At 62.8% G+C, this 24615-nt stretch carries 20 protein-coding genes, 1 tRNA gene and 4 pseudogenes; 9 read left to right on the forward strand and 16 right to left on the reverse strand.

Going from position 1 to position 24615, the window contains the following annotated elements; all coding sequences use genetic code 11:
• Nucleotides 1–106 precede the first annotated feature (106 nt).
• Nucleotides 107–1117: a LacI family DNA-binding transcriptional regulator gene (locus P0D84_RS30475; RefSeq protein ID WP_408342785.1), complete on the reverse strand. Its 1011-nt coding sequence runs from the start codon at nucleotides 1115–1117 to the stop codon at nucleotides 107–109.
• Nucleotides 1118–1524: 407 nt separating this feature from the next.
• On the opposite strand from P0D84_RS30475, the gene P0D84_RS30480 reads away from it, so the two are divergent.
• The gene (locus tag P0D84_RS30480) at nucleotides 1525–2913 is read left to right on the forward strand and encodes an MFS transporter (RefSeq protein ID WP_408342787.1); all 1389 of its coding nucleotides are present in this window, start codon (nucleotides 1525–1527) and stop codon (nucleotides 2911–2913) included.
• A gap of 73 nt (nucleotides 2914–2986) precedes the next feature.
• Here P0D84_RS30480 and P0D84_RS30485 read toward each other — a convergent pair whose 3' ends face one another.
• The 6 genes from P0D84_RS30485 to P0D84_RS30510 form a co-directional block, all read right to left on the reverse strand.
• Entirely contained in the window at nucleotides 2987–3157 is a 171-nt protein-coding gene (locus P0D84_RS30485; protein WP_408342789.1) for a hypothetical protein, read from the reverse strand.
• A 104-nt stretch (nucleotides 3158–3261) separates the two neighbouring features.
• Nucleotides 3262–3537 (reverse strand): YlcI/YnfO family protein, encoded by a 276-nt coding sequence (locus tag P0D84_RS30490; protein ID WP_408342791.1) that lies wholly within the window; start codon nucleotides 3535–3537, stop codon nucleotides 3262–3264.
• Nucleotides 3538–3592: 55 nt separating this feature from the next.
• Nucleotides 3593–3967, reverse strand: a complete 375-nt coding sequence (gene mobC / locus P0D84_RS30495) for a plasmid mobilization relaxosome protein MobC (protein ID WP_408342793.1) — start codon at nucleotides 3965–3967, stop codon at nucleotides 3593–3595.
• A gap of 105 nt (nucleotides 3968–4072) precedes the next feature.
• Nucleotides 4073–4516 carry an SET domain-containing protein gene (locus P0D84_RS30500; RefSeq protein ID WP_408342795.1) on the reverse strand — a complete coding sequence of 148 codons (444 nt, stop codon included), beginning with the start codon at nucleotides 4514–4516 and terminating at the stop codon, nucleotides 4073–4075.
• 73 nt (nucleotides 4517–4589) lie between these two features.
• Nucleotides 4590–4943 (reverse strand): hypothetical protein, encoded by a 354-nt coding sequence (locus P0D84_RS30505; RefSeq protein WP_408342797.1) that lies wholly within the window; start codon nucleotides 4941–4943, stop codon nucleotides 4590–4592.
• A gap of 24 nt (nucleotides 4944–4967) precedes the next feature.
• Nucleotides 4968–6026 carry a DNA-binding protein gene (locus P0D84_RS30510; protein ID WP_408342799.1) on the reverse strand — a complete coding sequence of 353 codons (1059 nt, stop codon included), beginning with the start codon at nucleotides 6024–6026 and terminating at the stop codon, nucleotides 4968–4970.
• 171 nt (nucleotides 6027–6197) lie between these two features.
• On the opposite strand from P0D84_RS30510, the gene P0D84_RS30515 reads away from it, so the two are divergent.
• Nucleotides 6198–7409 (forward strand): tyrosine-type recombinase/integrase, encoded by a 1212-nt coding sequence (locus P0D84_RS30515; protein WP_408346152.1) that lies wholly within the window; start codon nucleotides 6198–6200, stop codon nucleotides 7407–7409.
• Between the two features lie 1270 nt (nucleotides 7410–8679).
• On the opposite strand, the gene P0D84_RS30520 is transcribed toward P0D84_RS30515, so the two are convergent.
• Entirely contained in the window at nucleotides 8680–9153 is a 474-nt protein-coding gene (locus tag P0D84_RS30520; protein ID WP_408342801.1) for a hypothetical protein, read from the reverse strand.
• Between the two features lie 52 nt (nucleotides 9154–9205).
• A complete protein-coding gene (locus tag P0D84_RS30525) occupies nucleotides 9206–9595 on the reverse strand; it encodes a hypothetical protein (RefSeq protein WP_408342803.1) in 390 nt (129 codons plus the stop codon).
• 710 nt (nucleotides 9596–10305) lie between these two features.
• On the opposite strand from P0D84_RS30525, the gene P0D84_RS30530 reads away from it, so the two are divergent.
• The 6 genes from P0D84_RS30530 (at nucleotide 10306) to P0D84_RS30555 (ending at nucleotide 18083) form a co-directional block, all read left to right on the forward strand.
• Entirely contained in the window at nucleotides 10306–12984 is a 2679-nt protein-coding gene (locus tag P0D84_RS30530; protein ID WP_408342805.1) for a DEAD/DEAH box helicase, read from the forward strand.
• 18 nt (nucleotides 12985–13002) lie between these two features.
• Nucleotides 13003–14019: an SWIM zinc finger family protein gene (locus tag P0D84_RS30535; RefSeq protein ID WP_408342807.1), complete on the forward strand. Its 1017-nt coding sequence runs from the start codon at nucleotides 13003–13005 to the stop codon at nucleotides 14017–14019.
• Between the two features lie 482 nt (nucleotides 14020–14501).
• Nucleotides 14502–14843, forward strand: a complete 342-nt coding sequence (locus P0D84_RS30540) for a BON domain-containing protein (protein WP_408342809.1) — start codon at nucleotides 14502–14504, stop codon at nucleotides 14841–14843.
• Nucleotides 14844–15180: 337 nt separating this feature from the next.
• Complete coding sequence (locus P0D84_RS30545) at nucleotides 15181–16200, forward strand: IS701 family transposase (protein ID WP_408346155.1); 1020 nt, start codon at nucleotides 15181–15183, stop codon at nucleotides 16198–16200.
• Between the two features lie 118 nt (nucleotides 16201–16318).
• Nucleotides 16319–16402, forward strand: a tRNA-Leu gene (locus tag P0D84_RS30550).
• A gap of 129 nt (nucleotides 16403–16531) precedes the next feature.
• Nucleotides 16532–18083, forward strand: a protein-coding gene (locus P0D84_RS30555) for an IS3 family transposase (RefSeq protein ID WP_408346158.1) whose coding sequence is annotated in 2 segments (ribosomal slippage) — nucleotides 16532–16962 and nucleotides 16961–18083 — 1554 coding nt in all. Because the reading frame shifts where the segments join, the coding sequence is not laid out codon by codon here.
• A 3-nt stretch (nucleotides 18084–18086) separates the two neighbouring features.
• On the opposite strand, the pseudogene P0D84_RS30560 reads toward P0D84_RS30555, so the two are convergent.
• Nucleotides 18087–18281 (reverse strand): annotated as a pseudogene (locus P0D84_RS30560) (helix-turn-helix domain-containing protein); the annotation flags it as partial.
• 499 nt (nucleotides 18282–18780) lie between these two features.
• On the opposite strand from P0D84_RS30560, the gene P0D84_RS30565 reads away from it, so the two are divergent.
• A complete protein-coding gene (locus P0D84_RS30565) occupies nucleotides 18781–19146 on the forward strand; it encodes a BON domain-containing protein (protein ID WP_408342811.1) in 366 nt (121 codons plus the stop codon).
• A gap of 232 nt (nucleotides 19147–19378) precedes the next feature.
• Here P0D84_RS30565 and P0D84_RS30570 read toward each other — a convergent pair whose 3' ends face one another.
• The 6 genes and pseudogenes from P0D84_RS30570 to P0D84_RS30595 form a co-directional block, all read right to left on the reverse strand.
• Nucleotides 19379–20527: a DUF1501 domain-containing protein gene (locus P0D84_RS30570; protein ID WP_408342813.1), complete on the reverse strand. Its 1149-nt coding sequence runs from the start codon at nucleotides 20525–20527 to the stop codon at nucleotides 19379–19381.
• 5 nt (nucleotides 20528–20532) lie between these two features.
• A pseudogene (locus P0D84_RS30575) lies at nucleotides 20533–22158 on the reverse strand (DUF1800 domain-containing protein).
• A 75-nt stretch (nucleotides 22159–22233) separates the two neighbouring features.
• Nucleotides 22234–22777: pseudogene (locus P0D84_RS30580) on the reverse strand (periplasmic heavy metal sensor).
• Nucleotides 22774–23193 (reverse strand): annotated as a pseudogene (locus tag P0D84_RS30585) (hypothetical protein). Before P0D84_RS30585 ends, P0D84_RS30580 begins: the two co-directional pseudogenes overlap by 4 nt.
• Complete coding sequence (locus P0D84_RS30590) at nucleotides 23190–23825, reverse strand: RNA polymerase sigma factor (protein WP_408346161.1); 636 nt, start codon at nucleotides 23823–23825, stop codon at nucleotides 23190–23192. The pseudogene P0D84_RS30585 and the gene P0D84_RS30590 overlap by 4 nt, the downstream one beginning before the upstream one ends.
• A gap of 337 nt (nucleotides 23826–24162) precedes the next feature.
• Nucleotides 24163–24483, reverse strand: a complete 321-nt coding sequence (locus P0D84_RS30595; protein WP_408342815.1) for a YXWGXW repeat-containing protein — start codon at nucleotides 24481–24483, stop codon at nucleotides 24163–24165.
• Nucleotides 24484–24615 lie beyond the last annotated feature (132 nt).

The following is a 24615-nucleotide window of genomic DNA, read 5'->3' on the forward strand; positions in this document are numbered from 1 at the left end:
TGGCCGACGCTCAGTGACAGAGGTTTTTAGAGCGGTGGCATGACGGTACACGGCCTGTTCGCGGCCTCACAACACGGACTGTGTGTATATGCGCAGGAGAAGGACCTCAAGCGCTTTCGCGCGGCACGACCGTGTACTCGATCCGGATGGATCTGGGCCGCCTCGCCGGTACTGTGTCGCCCGATTTGGACGACCCGCTGCCAAGCGCCGCAAGGAGTGCCTCGCCGGTGCGCAAGCCGATTCCGTACGCGTCCACGGAGACCGTCGTAATGGTCGGATGGCAGCACGCCGATACTTCGAAGTTGCCGAATCCCGCCACCGCGATGTCGCCCGGCACCGAAAGCCCGAGTCGATGGCATTCCATGATCGCGCCGAACGCGGACATGTCGCTCACGCACATCACTGCTTCGGTGTCAGGCCATTGATCGAGCAACGCGGCAATTGCCGGCGCACCGTGGCTCATTGTGATTGGCGATTCGCCGACCCGGATGACCCGCGGCGCGCCCAGTTCCAGCGCCTTCACTTCGGTGACGTAACCTCGCATCCGGTCGAGGCCCCGGCGGTCGAGTTCGCTCGCCCCGCCGAGAAAACCAATACGGCGATAACCGCGTTCGTACAGATGACGCACCATCGCACGTGCCGCTTTCACGTTCGAAAAACCCACTGCGGTATCGATCGGATCCGTTGGCAGATCCCACATCTCGACGACGGGAATGCCCGCCCGCTTCAGCAGCGTGTGCGTCGCTTCGGTATGTTGTCCGCCCGTCAACGCCATGCAGCGCGGTTGATGACGCAACATCGAACGCACGAGCCGCTCTTCCTGATCGAGCCGATAGTCAGTGTCGCCGAGCAGTAGTTGCAGACCATGCGGCGCCAGCGTCGTGCTCAGGCCTCTCACGGTGTCGGAGAAGTTCGAACTCGACAGCGACGGCACCAGCACGGCGACGAATTCCGAGCGCCCGGACGACAACGCGCCAGCCGCTGCATCGGCCACGTAGCCAAGTTCGTCGATCACCTTCTGCACCCGCGCGCGGGTGGCCTGCGACACGTTGCGCCCGGCCAGCACGCGGGAGACGGTCATCTTCGAAACGCCCGCGAGGCGAGCCACGTCGGACATCCGAGGCGGAGTGGAGTGCAGAGGAGCCGTCGTGTCGGTCATCGAGCGTGCGCAGGAAGTCATGGAACCCATATGATACCTGGCGCACCGGCCAGGCCGCCACGCCATGCGGCTTGCGCGCGTCCTTGCACCTCACCGGAACATACATTGGCGCTTCGCGGCCAGGGGAAAACCCCCGCGCCCCCCGCCTTGCCCGTCTGAATAGTAACGTGCTAACTTAAAAAACGTTACCGGTACCATTTCACCTTGCGCGACGGGCGGCCTGACCTTAATACGTCTACTGGCAGAGGTCCCATCCTTGCGCCGAGCCGGTTCCGCGACGCAGCGATACGCAAACAACAAAGCCAGATAAGGCGTACGAACAAGCGCCGACCTTTTTCCAATGTGTCTGACGCGCAGGAGACGAAATGAATTCAGAACGGGTTTTCGACAGCGGACTACCATCCCTGACCACCACCCACACAGAGCGTAAGGCAGCTTCAGGCGAGCAGTTGCGTCGTGCGATCGTGACCGGGGCGATCGGCAGTGCGCTCGAATACTACGACTTTGCGATCTACGGGCTGGCTTCCGCAATGGTGTTCAACCGTGTCTTCTTTCCGAGCCTCGGCACCACGGCAGGCCTGCTCGCCAGCTTCGCGACATTCGGTGCGGGCTTTCTCGCCCGGCCGCTCGGCGGCCTTTTCTTCGGCTCGCTCGGCGACCGTAAGGGACGCAAATTCGTGCTGCTTGCCACCGTCGCGCTGATGGGAGTGGCGACGACGCTGATCGGGGCATTGCCGACCGGCGCAATCGGCGCGGTGCTGCTGGTGGTATTACGGCTGTTGCAAGGCTTCGGCGCAGGCGCGGAGCAAACCGGCGCTGCAACGCTGATGGCGGAATTGGCCCCTGTGAAGCACCGCGGCTTCTTTGCCGCGCTGCCGTTCATCGGTATTTTCAGCGGTCTTACGCTGGCCACGTTTACATTCAACATCCTGCAGTCGACGCTCACTGAAACCGAGATGCTGGACTGGGGCTGGCGTTTGCCGTTTCTGGGCAGCATCGTGCTGATCGGCATGGCTATCTGGATTCGTCTGAGACTCAAGGAAAGCCCCGTATTCGAGGAGCTCGCAGCCAGTCGCGAAGTGATCCAGGCGCCGATGCGGCTGATGTTCAAGTCGGGGCGCCGTCCGTTGATCGCAACGGCGCTGATGCGCCTCGGCGAAACGGGCGGATCGACGATTTACACCGCGGTGGCGATTGCCTATCTGTCCGGATTCGTCGCGGCCCAGCACCATCTTCCGCGCGGCGAACTCAGTGCGATCGGCACGCGCGCGGTGCTGCTCGCCAGCCTGCTGAGCATCTTCACCACGCCGCTTTTCGGCGCGTTGACCGACCGCATCGGACGCCTGCTGGTCTATCGGGTCGGCGCACTCTTTTCCGTCATCTGGGCCGTGCCGGCGTGGTGGATGATCGGCACCGGCAATCCGCTGTGGGTGACGGTTGCGCTTGTCGGCGGCTTTGCGTTTGGTGCGAACGCCATGCTCGGATCGCAATGCGCGCACTTCGCCGAACTCTTCGGCAACCGCTATCGCTATTCGGGCGTGGCGCTGTCGCGCGAAATCGGCGCACTGCTTGCCGGCGGCCTCGCGCCGTTGCTGGGACTTTATCTTGTCGGCTTGTCCGGCGGACAGTTCTGGGTGATGGGCGTGTACATGGCGACGCTCGCGGTGCTGACATTCATCGGCACCCTGCTGTCGACGGAAACGCGGGGACGCGACCTGACCCTGTTGGGCGATGCGATCGGCAAAGGCAGGTAACTGAAGGCGCGGATGACCGACAGGGCAATCGAATTGCTGTCCAGCCACGAAATCGCCAGCAACTAATCGCTACCTATTGGGTCAGCGGATCGGCGCGCTCGCCGATTTCGAGGAATACGTAATGGAAACTCGACACCAGCAGATCCAGCACCTTCTCCAGGGCGCCCTCCCCGAACGGGCGCTCGTCGTCCCATCCCATTTGCGCGGACAACATCAGTAGCCGCGAACTCTCAACGGACTGCATTGCGCGCTCGAGAAAAGCGGGGTTTCGCAGGCTCGCATGCAGTCCGCACTCGACGTGGCGAATCTTTCGGCCCCGCCATTTTCTGCGCAAAACGCTACCCTTTATCAGTTCGCCTCGTTTGGCAATGAGCTGCCAAAGAGGTCTGAAATCGCGTCGCTCGCCTGTTGCCGCGACGGCATCGTGCCGCTCCGGACCCGCGAGAGAACATCCGGTGGCAGCCAGACATCCTCCATTGCGCCAATGCCGCCCTCGATCATCTGCTGCAGGAAAAACGATTGCCTACGTCCCGTTAATTCTGCCAATAGCCGCAACCTTTGCTCGATCTGTGGGTTGACGCGTACCGCGACCACCTTCCGCTGATTTTCGGCGGTTCGTTTCACCGCATACTCCTGTCGTGTTCTTCGCGCCGCAAACGGGCGCGTTCGTGCGGTGCTTCTACCACGGTGAATCGCGGTTCGCAACGCTAATTCGCGGACGGGGCTCCCGTACCAGGCTACCAGCAATTGCCAGACTTGAAAGAAGAACGATGACCGTAACGTTGAAACCGAGCGCAATGCCGCACAGCGCGAGAAGGCCGCGCAGTTCAATAAGTGGGGCGGCCAACTCGGCGTGGTGAACGGCATCGATATGCGACAGCCGCGCCACCTGGTTGAGATTGACGCCGACGTGGCGTAACTGCTCGACCAGCTCAAAGGATGCGGTTGCCGCCGCATGCGGCTTGGGGCGACGCGCGAAAGCACCGCATCGTGGCCCAAGGGCGGGCATTGAAGGAAAAATGCGGCAGTACGGAAGTGAAATTGGAACCGGCATTGTGAACTGCGGCCAGGTGCGCGCGACGAGTCATCTCATGGATCTCCCGGCGCCAATCCGTTTCGACAGAGTATCGGATGGCGTCTGTCACGACGCGCTTGTTATCTAGTTTGCCGAGGCAAGCATCGAACCAGTACACCGCTTCGTCCCACAGCGACAGGAATAGTCGGCGAGAAGCTCGGGAGCAATCGCCTCATCGACGGTGAGCCCATAGGCGATAAACAGCTCATCGCCCGGCATCACGTCCGTGAGCGTCTCGATGAAAACCCGCCCCCGCTCGTCCTCGATCGCCTCGCAGTTCGGCTGGCAGGAGTGGTTCAGCCAGCGGGCGCTGTTGCCCCCGACGCTGCCGTCGATCACGCGCCCGTCAGCCAGGCCGAAAATGAACGTGTGGCCGGGCATGCCGGATCGCCGGTGCCGCGCAGAGGCCCGCCGCCACGACGTCACTTCGCCGCGATATTCGAAGATCCGCCGACCGGCGGGAATCGCCTGTAGCGCGAACACGCCCCGCCCGTGAACCGATGATTGCCTGACCGTCACGCGCCGCACGTCGAAACTCCTGATCCGTTGAAGGCTGCGAGCATAGCGAGCAGCGCGTTGCGCGGCAATGGGTACCGTCCCGTCAGAACAACCTGGTCTGCCTGGGATCGCGTGGCCGGGGTCGGGAGACGTCAGTCCGGCTGGTCTGCCGGCGTTTACCGCGCCTGCCTCCGACCCGCTGTAGCCGTGCCAGCATCAGGCATTCCACTGCCCCATCGTTGAAGCGCAATTCGAACACGCCGGTTTCGCCGGACGGGCACGGTGCCGTTGCGCGAAACGACAGGCGCAGCCCCCGTCGTTTCGCGCGGGCGATCATCTGCGTGCGACTCATGCCGTGCCAGCAATCCGACATGAAGCGCGTCACGGTCCCGGGCAGGGACTCATGCGCGACGCCCTGTGGAAGCGTCAGTCCGGCGAGCAGGTAGATATCGGCCATGCGGTCCATTTCCCTGGCGGCGGATTACTCTGTGTTATTACCCGGTGTTGATACCGTTTTCTTGCGACGCGTTGCGGGTTTGGCGGTCGGCACGGCGCGAGATGACCGGGTTGGCCGTGGTGCCTTCCGGACTCCGGCCGGGGCGGCCGATGGCCGGGTTTCCCGCGCACGCGCTTCCGCCTCCCGCAGCGCCATCACCTCCGCCTGCAGCCGCAGGTTCTCCGCCTGAACAGCATCCAGCCGCCCCTGCAGCACGCCCGCCTGATGACGTGCATCGCCCAGCTGCGCCTGCATAGCTTCGGATGCACGGCGATGGTCGGCGTCTTTCCGGTCCGCGCGACGCGTGGCTTCGTCCAGCTCCTTCTGCAGCTTTGTTGCGGTACTGCGCTCGCGGTCGATCTCGAGCAGGGCGCGCTTTTCGGACGCACGGAGCCGATCTTCCGCGCGTTCAGCCGCTTCGCGCTGCTTTTCCAGATCGCGCGAAAACCCTTCCCTTGCCTCCACCAGTTCGCGCTCGCGCGCGGCCAGCGCGGCCTGGACCCGCGCCAGTTCTGCCTCCAGCGCCTGTCGCTGCGCGCGGCCTTCGGCCTGTGCCCTGTCCAGATCCCGCACCTCGACCTGCGCGGCAAGCAGCGCCGCGGTGCGCTGCTCGAGCGCGGTCTCGACGCGATCCAGTTCGTCCCGGGTGGCGACGACCGACTGTTGCGCCTCGGCCCGCTGCGCCTCGACTTCGTCACGCAGCGCGTCGAGCGCGGCCCCGGCTGACGCGGTGGCGCGCGTCCAGAGGGTAGATACCAGTTCGCCGGCGGCCGCACCGAGATCGGCGGGCAGATCGGGATGCTCGATGCGCACGCGGCTCTTCTCGCGCAGGTCCGCCCAGAACTCGCCGAGCACGGCGGTCGGCGTGCCCATGCTGCCGCGCCGGACCAGCTGATACAGCCGGTTCGCAGTCGGCGTGATGCCGTGACGGAAGAACAGCAGCGCGCATACCTCGCGATACAGCTCGCGGGTTTTCGGATGCGCGACCTTCAGGCGCTCGATATCGGCGGCAAGGCGGGTTTCGTTGGGCAGGACGTCGGACATGGGCGGAGCTTCCCGAAAATTTATAAAATAATACTACGTAAACCGCCCCATTTCTAACCACATTTACGCGTTACACGACATTAGGCCTATAATGTCGTGTATTTGGTCGCAAGTGCCGGCCGTCACCGCGTCACGCCCATAGGAGCCGCCCGAACCGTGTCAGATACCCGGATTGCGTCCGTGCAGCCCGTCGAGTCGCTTGTCATTCCGGAACGTCTGGACGGGCGCGACGGCATCAACCGCGGCGACGCCCGCAATTCCCAGCTGGCGGCCCGCAATGACCTCGATGCGGTGCGCGCGTGGCTTGCCAACTACGCGGACACGAAGACGACTTTCGACAGTTACCGCAAGGAAGCCGAACGGCTGCTGCTGTGGGCCGTCGTGCAACTCGGCAAGCCGCTGTCGTCGCTCACGCACGAGGATCTGCTGCTGTTCAGGTCGTTTCTCGTCGATCCCCAGCCGGAGCATCGTTGGGTGTCCGCCACCGGCGGCAAGCACCCACGCGGCGACGCCCGCTGGCGGCCGTTCAACGGCCCGCTGTCACTGGCCAGCCAGCGCCAGGCGCTGGTCATCCTGAACGGCATGTTCACCTGGCTGGTGGACGCCGGTTACCTGCGCGGCAACCCGATGGCGTTGCTGCGGCAGCGTGGAAAACACGCGGCGCCGCGGGTTACGCGCTACCTGTCGGTCTCGCTGTGGGATGACGTCAAGGGCTTCGTCGCACAGTTGCCGCAGGACACCGCGGTGCAGCAGGCGTACTCCGCCCGCTGCCGGTGGCTCACTACCCTCTTCTACCTGCAGGGCATGCGCGTTTCCGAGGTCGCCGCCGGAAAGATGGGCGACTTCTCGCGGCGGCTCGGCGCCGACGGACGCGAGCAGTGGTGGCTTCACATTGTCGGCAAGGGCGAGAAGGAGCGGATCGTCCCCGCGTCGCCCGAACTGGTCGCCGAGCTGGCCCGCTACCGGAAGGTGAACGGCCTGCCGCCGCTTCCGGGCCGCACCGACGACACGCCGCTGGTCATCCCGTTCAGGGGAAAGCGCCGCTGCATGTCGCGCTCAGCCATGCATGACGCGATCAAAAGCGTATTCGGCAACGCCGCCGCGTGGCTGCGCGCCCGCGGACCTGAGTTCACGGATCGCGCCGACGAGCTGGACCGTGCATCGGCGCACTGGCTGCGACATACATCGGGCTCGCACCAGGCGGACGGGGGTGTCGACCTGCGCACGGTGCGCGACAATCTCGGTCACGTGTCGCTGAACACCACCAGCCTTTACCTGCACGAGGAAGAGAACAAACGCCATCGCGAAACGGTGAAACGCCACCGCATGAACTGGGAAGCGCGGCCTACCCCGGAACCCGGCATTGCGAAGGGCGACGCATGAACCCGGACAGGAACGACCAGGCCCGGCGACTGCGTTGAGCCACAGACCGACCGCCGCATAACGCCGGACGGCCGCGCACTGTCCACGCCAGAGTCAGGCAGTTACGGGTATTGGGGAACTGGACGTCCCAGCGAGAAACGCCCTGAGCTTCTGCTCCGCCGCGAGTACTTCGTGCCGTGGCGCACTGGCGAGTTGCGAATCGTAGAGGGCAAGAAGCACCTCGAAGTTGCGATCGCCTCTTCCGGTAGCCGCCACTCGCCACATTCGTGAGCATGGGCCAGGGTCGCTTCAACGGCATACTCGACAACCTTGAATAGCCCGGCCGGACAGTTGCCGTATCCGGCTCGCTGCAGAAACCAGCCCAGATACACCACTCGCATGAGTGCATTGACATGGTGTCCGTTTCCGTGACCACTCCGGCATGCGACCAGCGCAAGATGACTGGCGAGAGACTGTGCATTTGCCGACGCCCGATCCATCGGCAACAGAAGCGCCCTGGTCAGCGGTTTATGGTCGCGGGTACTGCGGGACCTATTTCGCCTGGTCGACACGGATTCGAAGTTGCAGGGAGCGGTTTGAGAACTTGCAAATTATATCGGGATTGCTCACCTGATTTTTTGCTCCTATTAGCCGTGATGCGCCGCGCCCTCCGTTACCATCCGACTTGTCCGCGTCGATCAGTCCAGGTTTACCAGAACGAACAACCGTCAATGTCGGATTCCAGCACGGGTGCTGGTATGGGTGTCTGGTTGCATGAGCAGACCATCGCTTCTTTATCGACCGGGGTTTGGGGTCGCCGGATGGCAGATCGCGCAAGACGGTTAGTTGCATCCGTCTTTCCCGATTACCGCTCCGAAAGGTGAGTCATTACGGGAGATCTGAAGGATTGACTCGGTTACGTCTGAACCAGCATCTCCTGATCGGGCCGCCGGCAATTCATTAGTCGACGTGTGAGCGGCACGTTGATGGACGATTGAGGCGGCAGGCGAATGCCCTAAGTGACTGAACCCGGTCCGTCGACGACCGGCTCTGATCGACCCACTCCGGTCGTTGGAGCCAGCGCGACGTGAATGGCGGCTTCCGAGGTCCAGCGGTCATTCGTGCACGCTTGCCACCCGTCAAGTCATCGGCCGCCGTTCGGATAACCGCGAATTCTATCGCTCGCGAGTGGCGGCTTACGCAACGACCATATGACCTCCCCACTTTCGACCCATCTCCGACACTCGAGAATGGAAAACTGGATACCGTAGAGCGGCCTTTGAGCGACCGCCTACAGGTGTCGGCACTGTCGTTGGCCCAACGCAGTCTGATCTATGAGGCGCGCCAAAGCGCGTGACGGAACCCATTGGCCTCCCTGTGCAATGAATCGGGAGGTTGCGTCGACGACCGTCTGGTGGCCGTCAACATTGAACACAGCAAAGACAGGTGCGACGGCCGACTCCACGAGGGAAAATTGCTGCGTTTCGAATCTGCCCAGGTCAATGCGGCCTTCGGCATCGAAAGTGAGAATGGAAAACGTGTTCAGAACGACGCGCACCGGGTTTCTGGCCACAAGCTCGACCACGACGCTGGCCATTCGCGCTCGTTGCCCCGCAAAAACGGACAGACAGTGGCTTGCCGGATCTCGCAGCATCCGGTCGAACTTGGTGGTTGACAGCCGCCAGAGGGTATCGTCACGAGCGATCAGAAACGTTCGGCAAGAAAAGCCCATGGTTCTGCCCCGTGCATTAACGGCGATGCTCATCAGAGTAGGGAACGCCTCAGCGCGAGGATGGAAGCGCTTGCCTCTTGACGTCTCACCGGATGATCTCGCCGCTCCATCGATCACGGTTGGCCCAGAACGAACACTGCGCGCATTTTTCGCCTTCCGGGTAGTCAATGCCTTCCTCATGCGGGCAGCCGATGATGCGATCGACGGCCACCACCGATTTGGCACCATGCTGATCGATGAATCGAACGATTGCTTCGGCGATTTCTGGGTCGATTCTCGCATCGGTTGTTTTGCAGAACCACCGCTCAATAGGGTCGGCGTCAGCACCTTCGTGCGCGACGACGCCAACAGAGACCTTCGTCGCTCTCGTGTCGTCTGGCCCGTAGAAGGCGACCGTTGCCACCGGATAGCCACAGAAGCCTTTGTCACGTTTTTTCGCAAACTTGTCCCGGTACCACTGAGCCTTGAATGTCATGCCCCCTCCCTCGCATGCCTTGCCGGGTGACGTAAGCGGCGTCACCCAAGTACACAAGGCGTCCCACGTCTTTACGCCTTCACCCTCCGCCCGACAAGCGGGTTCGGGAAGTTATGGCTGCGTGGGCAGAGCAAGGGGCGCTTGAAGTATAGGCGCGAGCGACCGCGATGGAGTGACTCACACCGGTCGGTGATCGGCGGTAGTCCGCCATGATGGGACGTTCAAAGGAGCAGAGTTGAACGTCCGTAGGTCGGTCCAACGAGACACGCTGCCATATAGTCGTTTGTAACAACCCGGCCGACTGATTTTCGCCGCGCGGGCGAGAGCCGTCATCGGCATCCCATCTCGTATGCCTCAGGCTTTGGTACCCTTTCATGGTGGGTAGTTTCTTTTGGCAGAATTCGAAGATTTGCGGGGGCGGCCTTGAAGGTTGGCCAGCCGGCGGTAGAGCCGGGGGCGAACTTCCGCGAGTTACTACGTGGCGATCAGGTACAGCAGATGAAAAGACAGTTCACAAAACATGTGCAACGCAGCGGACGGGCATACCCCGGACGGTTGGTCCACCCGATAATTCGGTCGAACCAGACTCAAACGGAGATTCGCCCAGTCTGCGCTAGCCCGGGGGGCCTGCTGGTTGATTCCGCAGCCGCTCTCCTTGAAAATACGCGGCTTCAGCGCTTGCGGCAACAGTGCGATTGGGACGGGCGCTTTTGACTGCTCCCGACATTCTCGCGCCACACCTGACGCCCGGCGGACACCTGCTTGCGGTACCGGTGGACGCCGCGCCACTATTGGCGGATGAAATGCGACTGCGGCTAGTCAGTGCTTTTGCGCCTGGCGCGGGGCATGGCCTGCTGCATCTGGGCACGGGGGAAATCGGTCGCATTTTGCCCCCCGCATGGGCCTGGTGGCGTGATTTTGCCGCGCGCTATGTCACCGCCTTGTGCGCTACGCCCGAAGGCAACGAGATCGCGGTCGCAACGCCTGCTGCCAAGGATTTTGATGCCCTGATTGCCGATGCGCCGCCGATGACGGGCGGGGAATATCTGACGCCAGATGTGTTGGCCACGCTATGGGGCGAAATCAATACCGCCTTGCTTCAGGAACTGGCGACCGCAAAAGTCTCGCTTCAGGATTTCCTCAAGTTGCGCCACCCGGCCTGGAATCTCGTCGGCCGCGTGCATTTCAACCTCGCTGAAAACCGCAAGGACCCGGAGTCACCGTTCGCCTTCCTTGCGACTTACACCTCGCGCCTGTCGGCTCATGGCAAAGCGCAACATCAGCCACTGTCGCAAGCCCTGGCGGAATATTCGGGAGCTAAGAGCAAGGCGCAACTCTTATCGCTGCTGCTGCCGGTGCAACGCGCCGCCGAACACTGCGATTGGCTTCGCGAAATGGTGGATACAGGCGAGATATACCATCCGCTGCGCTGGACGCCGCTTGATGCGCACCGCTTTCTCTCTGACCTGCCCAAACTCGAAACCGCAGGCATTGTCGTTCGCACGCCGAGCGTCTGGCAGTCGGGCCGTCCTGCTCGGCCCGTTGTGAGAGCCAGCGTCGGAGCACGACCGCCTTCGCTCCTGGGCAAGGACGCGTTGCTCGATTTCAGCATGGAGGTCTCCCTCGACGGCGAGCGTCTTAGCGCCTCCGAGGTCAGGGATCTGCTCAAAGGCGCCGACGGCTTGCAACTCATCCGTGGTCGCTGGGTCGAGGTCGACAACAAAAAGCTCAGTCGCCTCCTGAAGCAATTCGAGGCCATGGAAAAGGCGGCGGAAGCCGGTCTGCCATTTAATGAGGCCCTACGCCTTCTGGCGGGTGTCTCGCTCGTCGATAGCGGCGACCCCGCTGACCGCGACTGGTCGCAGCTTGTTGCAGGGCCTTGGCTGGCCGACATCTTGCATGAGTTGCGTCAGCCGGAGGGGCTGGCGCAGATCAGCCCGGGACCGGAACTCAAGGCCAGCCTGCGGCCCTACCAACAGGCCGGCGTGCGATGGTTGTACCTTCTCACGCGGCTCGGGCTGGGCGCGTGCCTGGCGGACGATATGGGCCTGGGCAAGACCATGCAGGTACTCTCGCTGCTGCTCGTTTTGAAGCGCGAAAGCGCCGAGGCGCGCCCCAGTCTGCTGGTCGCCCCCGCATCGCTGCTGTCCAACTGGGCGGCTGAGGCCGAGCGCTTTGCCCCCGGTTTGCGCCTGCTGATCGCCCATCCGTCGGTCATGCCGGCGGCTGATTTGCGTGCGCTGGACGCCACGTGGCTTGCGGACATCGATCTCGTCATCACCAGCTTTGGCTCGCTTCTTCGCCAGCCGGTATTGGGGACCATCCAATGGCGCGTTGCCGTCGTCGACGAAGCGCAGGCGATCAAGAATCCGAGCGCCAAGCAAACGCGACAGGTCAAGCAGCTCCAGGCACAATCGCGCATTGCGCTGACCGGCACCCCCGTCGAAAACCGCCTGTCTGACCTGTGGTCCATTTTCGACTTCACCCACCCCGGTTTGCTGGGCTCAGACAAAGTCTTTGCCAACTTTACCCGGCGACTGGCGAAGGCCGACCACTTCGGTCCGCTGCGAACGCTCGTGCGGCCCTACATCCTGCGCCGCCTGAAGACCGACAGGCGGGTAATCGACGACCTTCCGGACAAGACCGAACTCAAGGCTTGGTGCCACCTGAGCCCGAGCCAGGCAGCACTTTATCAGCGTGCGGTGAAGGATCTGGCCGCCGCGCTTGAAGACGCCGAAGGCATCGGTCGCAAGGGTGTAGTGTTGAGTTTCCTGATGCGCTTCAAACAGATATGCAACCATCCGTCGCAATGGTTGGGCGACGCGGCGTGGAAGGCGGACGACAGCGGCAAGTTCGCCCGCCTGCGCCAACTGGCTGAAGTCATTGCCGCCAAGCAGGAAAAGGTGCTGGTATTCACCCAGTTCCGCGAGACCACTGAGCCGCTCGCGGCATTTCTGGGTTCAATCTTTGGGCGCGAAGGTCTGGTGCTCCATGGTGGCACCCCGGTAGCTAAGCGCCGCGCATTGGTCAAGCAATTTCAGGAAGATGAGCTGACGCCCTTCTTCGTGCTGTCGCTCAAGGCCGGCGGGGCGGGTCTGAATCTCACCGCCGCTTCGCATGTGATCCACTATGACCGGTGGTGGAACCCGGCCGTGGAAAATCAGGCGACTGATCGTGCGTTTCGTATCGGCCAGCAGAGGAACGTTCTGGTGCATAAGTTCATCTGCCGTGGCACGATCGAGGAGCGTATTGACCAGTTGATCGAAGCGAAGCAGCAATTGGTGAAGGACGTGCTGGAGGGCGGGGCGGAACTCCTGCTCACCGAGTTGAGCGATCGTGAATTGCTCGATCTCGTGAAGCTCGACGTTTATGCCGCGCAAGAAAATTGATCGTCAAGAGGAAGCGCAATGAGTTACGGGGGATGGAAGCCCTATGTCTCGGTCGCCGAGCGCAGAAAAAAGGCTGAACTGGCCGCCGCGAAGGCTAATAAGGCCGGTGCGGTCCTGTCGCCAATCGCGTCGTATCGCGGTGCCGTCGCCAAGACGTTCTGGGGCAAGGCATGGTGCGACAATCTGGAAGGCTACAGCGACTATGCCAACCGCCTGCCGCGAGGCCGTACCTATGTGCGCAACGGTTCCGTGATCGACCTTCAGATTGCGGCCGGCGAAGTCCGCGCGCAGGTAATGGGTTCGAGCCTCTACACGGTTGCTGTGACCGTGACGACGTGTCCTGAAAAGCAATGGCGCGCGATCGGAGCCGATTGCGCGGGGTCGATCGATTCGATCGTGGAACTCTTGCAGGGCAAGCTCTCAACAGCCGTGATGGAGCGCATCTGCAAACCTGGCACCGGTCTTTTCCCGGCGCCGAAGGAAATCAAGTTCAATTGCAGCTGCCCGGACTGGGCTTCGATGTGCAAGCACGTTGCTGCCGTGCTCTACGGCGTCGGCGCGCGGCTCGACCAGCAGCCAGAATTCCTCTTCGCCTTGCGGCGGGTCGATGCCAATGATCTCGTCAGTCAGGTCGGTGCCGGCCTGCCCAAATCGAGAAAACGCCCGGCTACCGGCAAGGTGCTCGACGACGCGTTGGTGGCCGATGTGTTTGGCATCGAGATGGCCGAAGCTTACACACCGGTGAAGACTGCTGCCGGACGTACCAAGCCATCGGAAGGCAAGGTGACAGCAAAGAAGGCGGCCAAGTCTGCTGTCTCGACAACCCGGAAGCCAGCTGCAACCGCGAAGACTGTGGCGGACAATAAATCGGTACCAAAGAAGTTGCCAGTCAAGTCATCTGCTGGGCCACGTAAATCAACATCTAGCGACGTCGCTGCCGGTAAAGCAAACGTGGCGAGCTCGCCTGCAACGCCGAAAAAGGCTGCAACAAGGAAGCGCGCCAGTGCTCAACCGGTGAAAAGTAAGTCTCGCTAAACTCCGATTTCATCTCGCATGGCGACGCGGGAGGCGATTGACGTCGATGAATGAAATTCTTCTAATCGGGAAACCCCGGCGTCTGGCGAAGTCTCCCGATCATGTTGAACGTCAGCGAACGTATCCGGTTCAGGATTTCACAGACCAGATTAGGGGTATTTTCAATACTTGGACGACCGCTTCGTGAACATTGCCAACAGCCTTAATGGCCGATCACTTGACGAGCGTGACCGTCGTGGAAGGTCCGTTGTCTGGGCGGAACCGACGCTCGAATGTCCGTCTGAGAGCTCGATCGAACGACCGAAGATGGCCGAACTGCGCAAAAAACTCGGCTCGAAGCATGAACAGACCTAGCCGAGTCGGCGCGGTCAAAGTTCGCCACACTGCACTATCATGGTGGACTCAAGGAGGGCGCACATGTCTACCTGCGAAGCCAACCCGAACGACGCTCGTTGTGCACGAATCTGGATGTCATAACCGACATGCGAAACGGGCGATACATCAAAAGCCGGTTGCTGATCGTCGCGGCGTTCGCGTTGCCCGCGTTCATGTTCATCAACGGCTGCAAGTCGACGACGCCGGCCGTGGCCGCGCCAGGGGAGATCGCCACTGACGACGCTGCGCTCGCCGCCCGGGTGAAGCATGCGCTCCTCGCGGACTCAGGGCTGAGATCGTTGCCGATGAGCGTCGCGACGTATCGAGGCGTCGTGCAGTTGTCAGGATACGTGGATTCAGAGGTACAGATTCAGAAGGCGCTTGCCGTGACGCGCGGCGTGCCGGGGGTGCAATCCGTGAGCAACGATCTGCGCCTCAGGCCGCAATGACGCGCCTTCGCGGGAAAACAGATGACGAATGAGTGCCGCAGAAGAGCGCGCCGAAGCGGGGGCTGTTTCACAATTGACAAGATCCAGGAGCGAGGCATCATGCCCGTGTTGCGTGTCATCGGCAGCCCCGCCATTGGCTTACTGCATCTGCGCTTTGACGACCATTCCCCCGCGCTCTATCACAGTCACCGACATCGGGGCCGACCGTGATCGACCCGGTATAGCAGTCCATTGACTCAGCTAGGACTTACGCAAAAAGCCGCGCCTGAACGCGGAAACGAATTGTTACGAAATGACGTATACCCGGAGCGACGCGGAGTTTCGTAATGTCGAGGACATGACGAAACATCTGAGCCGCCTGGGCTACTGCCAGTACCTGCTGACGAGCCCGACCAACTGCACGCTGACCAACTTTGCGGACCACGTCGACGGTATGAGCCACGATGCCATCAACCGGTTTTTGCGCCGCGAGCACATGACCCCGCGCCTCGTGTGGGACAACGTGCGCGCGCAGATCGTTTCGCATGACGATGGCTGCATCGTGTTCGATGACTCGGTCACCGACAAAGATTTTTCGCACAAGATCGAGCTCGTGCGGCGCCAATACAGCGGTAACGCTCACGGCCTCATCAAGGGCATTGGTGTAGTGAACTGCGTCTACGTGAACTCGCAGAGCGGCGAATACTGGATCATCGATTACCGCATCTACGATCCGGCCGGCGACGGCAAGTCCAAGCTCGATCACGTGCGCGACATGCTGACCAATGCGGTTCATCACAAGGGCCTGCCGTTTCGCCGCGTCCTGATGGATACGTGGTACGCCACGAAGGATCTGATGCTGTTCATCGAATCGCTGAGGAAGACCTACTACTGCCCGCTGCGCAGCAACCGGCTGGTCGACGACTCCGAAGGCAAATCGCCCTACCGGCATGTTGATTCGCTCCAATGGGACGCTGAAACTCTTGCGCACGGCAAGACGATCAAAATCAGGGGCTTTCCGAAACATCACAAGGTGAAGCTGTTCCGGGTCGCGGTGTCCACACACCGCACGGACTGGGTCGTGACCAACGACCTCACTCAGGACTCTTCGCCGGCGGCACAAGATGCGTGTGGCCTGCGCTGGAAGATCGAGCAGTTTCACCGCGAGCTCAAGCAGCTCACGGGCCTTCAGCGTTGCCAGTGCCGCAAGGCGCGTATCCAGCGAAACCATATCGCCAGCGCCGTGCTCGTGTGGGTCCGTCTGGCCGACATGGCGCGACAGACCAGGCGTACGCTCTATCAGGTCAAACACGAAATGCTCGATGATTTCCTCCGCCGCGAACTCAAAAATCCATCGGTCCCAATGCTTTTTGCGTAAGTCCTATCAGCAACATCTCAACGGCGCTTTCCAGGGAACAACGGCCGTTCGCGCCGCGTCAGCATCGGAAGCGCCGTTCACAAAATATCATTCAACCGTTGGAATGGCGCGCCCTTTGGCCCAGGTGCGAAGTTGGTAGACGCACTATCTTGAGGGGGTAGCGCCGAAAGGCGTGCGGGTTCTTATCCCGCCCTGGGTACCATCTTCTACCCGCCGTCGCTTCGCGCCTTCCCGAAGCTTACGGTGCGCCCTTAGTCTGCCATCGTGATTTGCGACACCAGCCTTCGACCGATTAGAGTACAAAGGAAGGATGCAACTCATGGCCAATCTGATGAAATCTGTAGCTAAACCTGTACCCCAGCCCGCTGAGCGGGAAGCCGCGTTGGAGGGAGCCCGTAGGGCGAGCGCAGACGCGGCTTCCCGCGCGGCTCCAGCGCAGCCTGAGGTGGTGGCGATCGCCCGACGCCGGCAGTTCTCTGCCAGCGAGAAACGACGCATCCTGGCCGAGGCTGACCGGTGTAGCGAGCCGGGTCAGATCGGCGCACTGCTACGGCGCGAAGGCATCTATTTGTCCAACCTGGCGGCGTGGCGCAAGCGTCGTGCCGCTGAGGGCAAGGCCGGACTCGATCCGCGCAGGCGGGGAAGCAAAGCCGACCCGGCGATCGCCCAGGCCCATCGAACGGCTGCGCTCACACGCGAGAACGATCGCCTGCGGCGACAGCTGATGCAGGCGCGGTTGATCATCGACGTCCAAAAAAAATTTCCTCCCTGATGGCCCTGCAGACCGAAGAGGACACGGATGGCAACTCCGCATGGACGGGGTGAACCTTCTGGCGCCCGATGTCGGCGTGGCGCGGGCCTGCCGGGTCATGAACGTCGATCGCTCGCTCGTGTACCGGCAGCGCACCGCGGCACGTCATCTGGTGGCGCGGCCGGTGCCGCCCAGGGATCGCCCCCGGCCACCTCTGGCACTGAGCGAGATCGAGCGCGGGGGCGTGCTCGATGTGCTCAACAGCGAGCGTTTCGCCAATTGCTCACCGCGGCAAACCTACGCCACCCTGCTTGACCAGGGCGTCAACCTTGCCTCGGTACGCACCATGTACCGGTTGCTCGCCGACGCCGATCAGGTCCGTGAGCGGCGTCGGCAATTGACCCATCCGTCCTACACCCGGCCGGAGCTGCTAGCGGTACAGCCCAATGAGGTGTGGTCCTGGGATATCACGAAGTTACGCGGTCCGGGCAAGTGGACGTACTTCCATCTGTACGTGATCCTCGATATCTTCAGCCGCTACGTGGTCGGCTGGATGATCGCTCCGCGGGAAACTGCTGAACTGGCCGAAATGCTGATCGCTGATACCGTCAACGGACAAAACATCGAACCGGGTTGTCTCACACTGCATGCCGATCGCGGAACCAGCATGCGATCGAAGACCGTCGCTGCCTTGCTGGTCGATCTGGAAGTTGTCAAGACCCATAGTCGTCCTTATGTTTCCAATGATAATCTCTTCTCCGAATCGCACTTCAAGACGCTCAAATATCGTCCTGACTTTCCGGATCGTTTCGGCTGCATCGAGGATGCCCGGGCTCACTGCCAGACATTCTTTGCCTGGTACAACACCGAACATCGTCATTCAGGTATCGCCCTCATGACCCCGCAGACCGTTCATTACGGCGGCGCTCAAGCACTCACCAGAACACGCTCAGCCACCCTTGACGCCGCCTTTCTGGCACATCCCGAGCGGTTCGGGCGTGCTGCACCGCGACCACCCGAATTGCCCGTCGCCGCTTGGATCAACCCGCCCAAAAGAAAGGAGCCCCTGACCCATATAAAACCTGATGCTTGCTCACTGAATGTCAACACCTGGGTGTCGCAAACTCATTGACACGCTCCGCAGCGGGCGGCGCGAGCGGTCTTCGAGGCCGGCCACGCCAGCCTCGCGGTAACGCTTGAGCCACTTGTAGCCGGTCTTCGGGCTGATCCCGAAACGCCGGCACAACTCTCGATGGTTGCCCCCTTCAAGCAGGGCCAGCTGAACAAATTCCAGACGTAGATTCACGGTGTCTCTCGGGTTCCACGACATGGCCAGCTCCGGAAGAAATGCACTTTCCGGAGTGTTACCCATGTCCCGGTACGCCTGTTACCCATGTCTCCAGTCCATACACGGCGGCAAAGAAAGTAAGTGCCGCCCCGCACAGGGGCAACGCTAATAGACCACTAACAATTCAAGGAAGGGCCAAAAGGCCAGATCAAAGAAATACCAAAACGCCAGTTCAAGAAAAGACCAACACCATAAAAACACAGACGAACAAGCACCCCGCAGGCAACTATGCACCCTGCCCCCTCGATGATCGAACTTGCCATAATAGGCAAATCCCGCCACCGGCGCCCGGCAACACCGCGCTCAGGTCAGTTTTTTCAACACTAGTGCGTTTGCTGGAGTATTGTTTAATCGCGCTGGGAGCTTCATAACGTCACTCTTCTACAAGACAGGGAACTCCATGCGAGCAGCAAAATGCTCACAGGCGCGTGGTTTTTTGCATGCAACGATGCGAACTCAACTTTTCGAGGATGGAGAAAACGTGAAAACAGTGAATCTATTGAAGGCGCTTGGCATCGCGTTGTGTGTAGCGACTGCGTCCAGTGCCTATGCCCAGTCCAGCGACGCGATGGCGGCGCCGGCTGCAAGTGCGAGTCCGAATCCGAAGGCGGTGAAGAGCGCGGACCGCAAGTTAGGGCTGAGCGTGCGCAAGGCTTTGTCGAAAGCGCAGGGTTTTGATGTGTCGAACGTGTTTGTTCGGGCGCGTGGCGGCGCGGTAACCTTGACTGGCTCGGTGCCCGATGGTGCGCAGATCCCGCAAGCGGAAGAAGTGGCAAAGAACGTTGCCGGCGTCAAGTCGGTGAACAACAAGCTGACGCTCGGTACGCAAGGCGGCGGCGGGGGCTGATCTCGCCTGGCGATTGATAAACGACGGACAGGTCGCGATAGGGATCGCCGCAATCGCCAATCTGCGGCGATGCCTATCGTCCTGATGTTGTCCTGGTATTTGGAACCGTCACCATCGGACCAGGCCGACGACGTAGCGACATCGTTTCAGAGTCGTACCCTACCGGTTACCCGGCGCACGGCGGTCCAATCCGCTCGCCGGGATGCTAGTGCCTTGTGTTTTGCCCCCACCGCTATGCCCGCACGAGCCCGGTCATCGGCTTCGTATCCGCGGTTTGGCCGAACAGCGTGGCGGCCGTGCGCTGCGGATCGAGTCCGAGGCTTTCGCTCGCGGCGCCCGCGATCAGCGCATCCAGTGACAAGGTCGGCTTGAGGTCGCACGCTTCGTAAAGTTCGCCCGGTTTCAGGCCGGGCCAGTCGGCGAGCACGCGTCCGCCCGCCACCGAGCCGCCCAGCACCATCGCCACCGAGCCGGTGCCATGGTCGGTGCCGCCCGTGCCGTTGGCGGCGGCGGTTCGCCCGAACTCGGTTGCCACTACCACAGTCGTCTTGCTCCATGACGGACCCATGCCGTCGCGCAATGCCGCGAGCATCGTGTCGAGCGCTTTCAGCTGATTGGCAAGGCGCGCGTTCTGCGCGGTGTGCGTGTCCCAGCCACCGGTTTCGATCATCGCAATACGCGGACCGTCGTCGCGCGACAGAAAACCAGCCGCGAGTTTGCCGAGGCTCGCCGGGTCCTGCCGCGCGCCGGCGTCGCCCGCGAGCCCACGCGCGGTCATCGCCGACTCCCATAACGGCCGCAATTGCGCATCCTGGTCGTACAGTTGCGAAACCCGCATGAGCAGATCGTCAGGCGCCTGCGGCAAGCCCGAGGGCGCATACGACGTCACCGCCGCCTTGCCGCGCAGCCCCATCGGCACGGTCGGCGCGAAGGCGATCGCATTCGCGCGCGTGGCCGGTATCGATGCGACGAGCCGGTTCAGCCAGCCGTCCTTCATCTGATACGGCGACGTGCCGCCGGTCTCCAGCACGTTCTGCCCGTCGAAGTGCGAGCGGTCACGATACGGCGACGCCACCGCGTGCACGAACAGCGCCTGATGATCCGCATACATCGCGGCCGTCTGTGCGAGCGAGGGATGCAGCGCGAAGGTGCCGTCGAGCCTGGTCGCGCTCGATGCATCGATCGCAAGCGCACCGCGCAGTGTCGCGTAAGCGGGCTCCGCATACGGCACGACGATGTTCAGGCCATCGGCCGCGCCGCGCTGGATCACGAACACGAAGCGGCGATCGGTGGCCACGCTGGCAAAAGCGATTCGCGGCGACACGAGCATCGCGCCCGCGCCCGCGGCGGCGATGCCCAGAAACTGGCGGCGTGAAAGCATGGCATTCATCTCCGTTGAAAATCCGGCGAAACCAGCAGCAGCGCAATCGCCGTCGACGCGCTTTCGGCCCGCGACACCGCCGTGGCAGTCGGTGCACTCAGCGAGCCGGCCAGCAAGGTGGGCCCGAGCAAGCGAGCGTCGAGCCGGTCGCCGACCCGCGAGGCAAAGCGCTGCGCCACTTCGACCCGGCGCACGAGCGCGTCCGGCGCCGCCCAGCTCGCGACAATGTCGTCGTAACCGGCGGGCGAGCCCGGACGCCATACCGGCTGACCGAGTTGCGTCAGGATCGGAGCGGCTTGCAGGTTGCCGAGATCCTGCCAGCCGAGCCCGCGCATCGAAGAAATGGCCCATTCCCACGGCGTCTTGAACTTCACGGCGACCGGCGACCACGCCTCTCGCATGTCGATCAGCGTCCGGTACACGGTCGGCAGATCGCCGCCGCTGCGCGCGAACGCGCTCGCCAGCCGCCCGCTCACGTCCGGCGGCGGATTGTCCGCGACGAAGTGACGGGCGAGCTTGCCGCCGATGTGCTGCGCCGTCGCGGGCGCACTGGCGAGGTCGTGCAGGATCGCCAACGCCTGCGCTTCTCCCGGCTGATCGTAGCGGCGGCCCATGACGGTTCTCGCGCCCGGCTCGTGCAGTGCGGCGCGAAACACGAAGGTGCCCGGGGCGGCGTTCGGCGGCATGGCCTGCCGGCCCGCGTTGCGAGGATTGCCCGCAGTGCGAGGATTGCCGGCCAGGCTCCAGCCGGTCAGCGCGCGGGCGAATTCGGTGACGTCGTCCTGCTTATAGCCGCTCCTCACGCCAAGGGTGTGCAACTCCATGATTTCGCGCGCCAGATTCTCATTCAGGCCACGCTTGATGTCCGGATTGCGCTGTGCGGCACGCGTGGCCGGCATGCTGTCTGGTCCGACCGAGCGCGTCTGGTCAAGGAACAACTGCATGGCCGGATGACGCTCGACCGCGACCAGCATGTCCTCGAAACGGCCGAGTACGTGCGGGCGGATCGCTTCCGCTTCGAATGAGCCGGCCAGTGCGGCCACGCCGGGTCTTTCGGTGGATACCGCGAAATGGTTCGCCCAGAAATGAACCAGCCGCTCGATGAAAGGCATTTGCGTGGTCAACGCGCTGGCGACCCGCGCGTTCACCGACGAGCGGTACATATCGAGGATTTCGCCGCGCAGCGCTTTTCTTTCGGCTTGCTTAGCAGTTTGGGCGGTGGTTTCTGTTGCGCCTTGTCCGGTGGTTTGCGGGTTGGTTTTTCCGGTGGCTTGCGTGCTGGTTTGCGTGCCGCCTTGTCCGTTGGCTTGCGTGCTGGCCTGCGCACTCCCCTGACTAGCTGCCCCGCGTTCGCTGACGTTTTGCGGATTCTACTGGTTCTGCTGGTCCTGCTGGTTCTGCTGGTTCTGCCGGTTCAACTGGTTCATCTGCATGCGCTGCTGTGCCAGCTCGGTGGACAGCGCGACTGAATCAGGCTGGCTCGCCCACGCGGCGGGCCGCTGCTGGTACTGCTCGAACTGCGCGAGCAGCCAGCCTTTCGGGTCGGCGGGCGGCGTGTCGTCGGCACGCGCGCCCAGCCCGAAGCGGTTCAGCGCAATCGCCGCGGGATTCATGTTCGGTGAGGTAGCCATGCCATCCTCTTCGGCGTTGGGTACTTCTTTAAACGAGCGGCACGATGAAATCCGTCGCGCCCGTTTAGCATTTTCTTAATCGCCCGAAGCGTCACTCGATGCGTCACTCGCGGCCGCATTGCCCGACTTCGCCGGCTTGTTCGCATTGGCGGCCGGTTGCGGCTCACGCCACTGCCCGCGCAGCTTCAGGCTCTCGCCGAATTCAACGCGCTGTTCGGGGCGACAGCGTGGCCGCAAAGTCCGCCACACTGCCCTCCACTTTCGCGCGCAGGCTGCTATCGGCCTCTCGGGTGCGAGCCAGCGCGGCATCCAGCGCCGCACGATCGAAGTGCGGCGCGGCCAGCAGGCGCAACGCGTCGCGACGTCCTTCACGGCCTTCGCGCGCAAACTGCCGTCCGTCGCGGCGCGCATTTTTCAAACCGTCGGCAAAGGCCTTCTGACGCTCGGCCGGCAGCGGTTCGGCGGCGAAGCGCAGCGCCGTGTGCTGCTGCGCCACCACCACGCCACCCGCGGCACGCGCCGCAAACCATTGATAAGCACCGCCGACAATCGCGCCCAGCAAGAACACGTTGAGTACCAGCGACGCCACCAGCACGATTTTCCATGACCGGCCGTTCATTCGCCGCTCCAATCGGCGGGAGAACCACCGAAGCTCGAAGTCAAATAAGAGGATTCATGCACTTGCGGAACGGTCCCCGTCACCACAAAAAACGACACCGCAAAAGCGCCGGCCACACCGCCCAGCAGTCCGGCGCCGGCCACCGCCGCGCCCGATCACCACCATCGCCGGCGTGGCGAGCCCGGGCGCCCTACCGGTGCGCTGCCGAAGATGCGCTGCTGCAGCGTCATGCCCGGCGGCTCGACCTTATCGGCCGCGAGCCACGCGTCGATGCCGACCGCGGCCGCCAGCGCCGTATCGGCCTCGACACGATGTGCCGCAGCCCAGCGCTCCGCCGCCGCGCGCTCCTGTTGCGGCCAGCGGCGTGGATCGGCGCCGTAGGCTTCGACGATCTGATGGAATCTTTCGGGCGTCATGACTTGTCCTTGCTAAGGCCGCTACCGGCCAGTTGAGCGCGCAGATTGCGGCGCGCGCGTGCCAGCAGACTTTCCAATGCATCGACCGCGATGCCCATCAGGGCGGCAGCGTCGATGTTCGACATTTCCTGGTAGTAATGGAGCACCAGCGCCTCGCGCTGCGGTGCCGGCAAGGCAGCGAGCGCCGCGCGAACGCGCTCGTCCCGGGCACGCGCTTCGAGGGTGGCGTCGGGCAATGCGGCCGGGTCGATCGCGTCGGGCATGTCCTCCTGCAAGACTTCGCGGCGGCCACGCAAGCGGTCATAGCAAAGATTGAGCGCGACGCGATGTACCCACGTATCGACCTTCACCTCGCCTTCCCGCCAGCGCGAAGCCTGTTTCCAGATGCGCACGAAGACCTCCTGCACCACGTCTTCCGCTTCCATGCGATCGCCCAGCAGGCGCGTGGCGAGCGCGAGCAGACGCGGCAGCTTGCGCGCGACGAGCGAGCGGACGGCGGCCGGGTCCTGGCGAGCAACCCGCGCCAGCAGTTCGGCGTCCGGATCGCGTTCGCTATCGGGAGCGCGTTCGCTCAAGGCGCGCGGCTCCGCAGCGCGCGCCGGGTGGTTGACGTGGGTTGCATGGGCCTGGATGGCCGGACAGATCGCGTCGTCGGACGAGCGTCATTCACTTTCCGCCACTCCTTTCAAGGCACCGCACGTTGGAGTTCGCGCCTGCATCGATCGTTGTGCGCGCACCGGATTGAACGGTATGCGCACCGCGGATTGCGATGCGCATCGCCATGAGCCATTGCAATCAATATACGACGACCGCCGGCCGATAGTAGGCCGGCCGCGCCGGATAGACGACACAACCGGCGAGCGTGAGCGTCAGAAGGATGAGCACGAGCGTTTTCACAGGAAACCTACCGGTCCGGTCGGTTTGCAAAGCACGCCACGAAGCGAAAAGGCACGCCGCGCCGCACAACGTTCAGGCCCAATGTCCTTCGACCCAGCGCCAGTTCGGGCCGCGCTGCACCCAATGCCCCGGCACCCAGTGATAGCCGACGCGCACCGGCTGCCAGTGTCCCGGCACCCACACATAGCGGCCATGTTCCCAACGCCAGCGGCCTTGATCCCACACATAGCCGGCACGCTGCGCGGGCACGACTTCCACACGCGGCGGCGGCGGTGCCAGCGGCGCGACGATTACGGCCTGCGCGAACGCGGGCGCAGCGCTCAGCGTGAGCGCGCAGCACAGCGCGGCGGCAAGCATGGAACCCAGAAGGCCGACCGGTCGGGTCGATGTCATGTTGGTTTCTCCCATAAGAGGCGGAGCCCGAAGCGGCTCCGTTTCTTCTTGAACGCAGCAGCGCGAAAAAAACCGTCGCCGGATTTTGCGTCGAAAGAAAAAACTCGAACGGGATGGGAAAAACGCGCGGCG

This window comes from Paraburkholderia sp. RL17-337-BIB-A (assembly GCF_046025895.1).
GTDB classification, from domain to species: domain Bacteria; phylum Pseudomonadota; class Gammaproteobacteria; order Burkholderiales; family Burkholderiaceae; genus Paraburkholderia; species Paraburkholderia fungorum_C.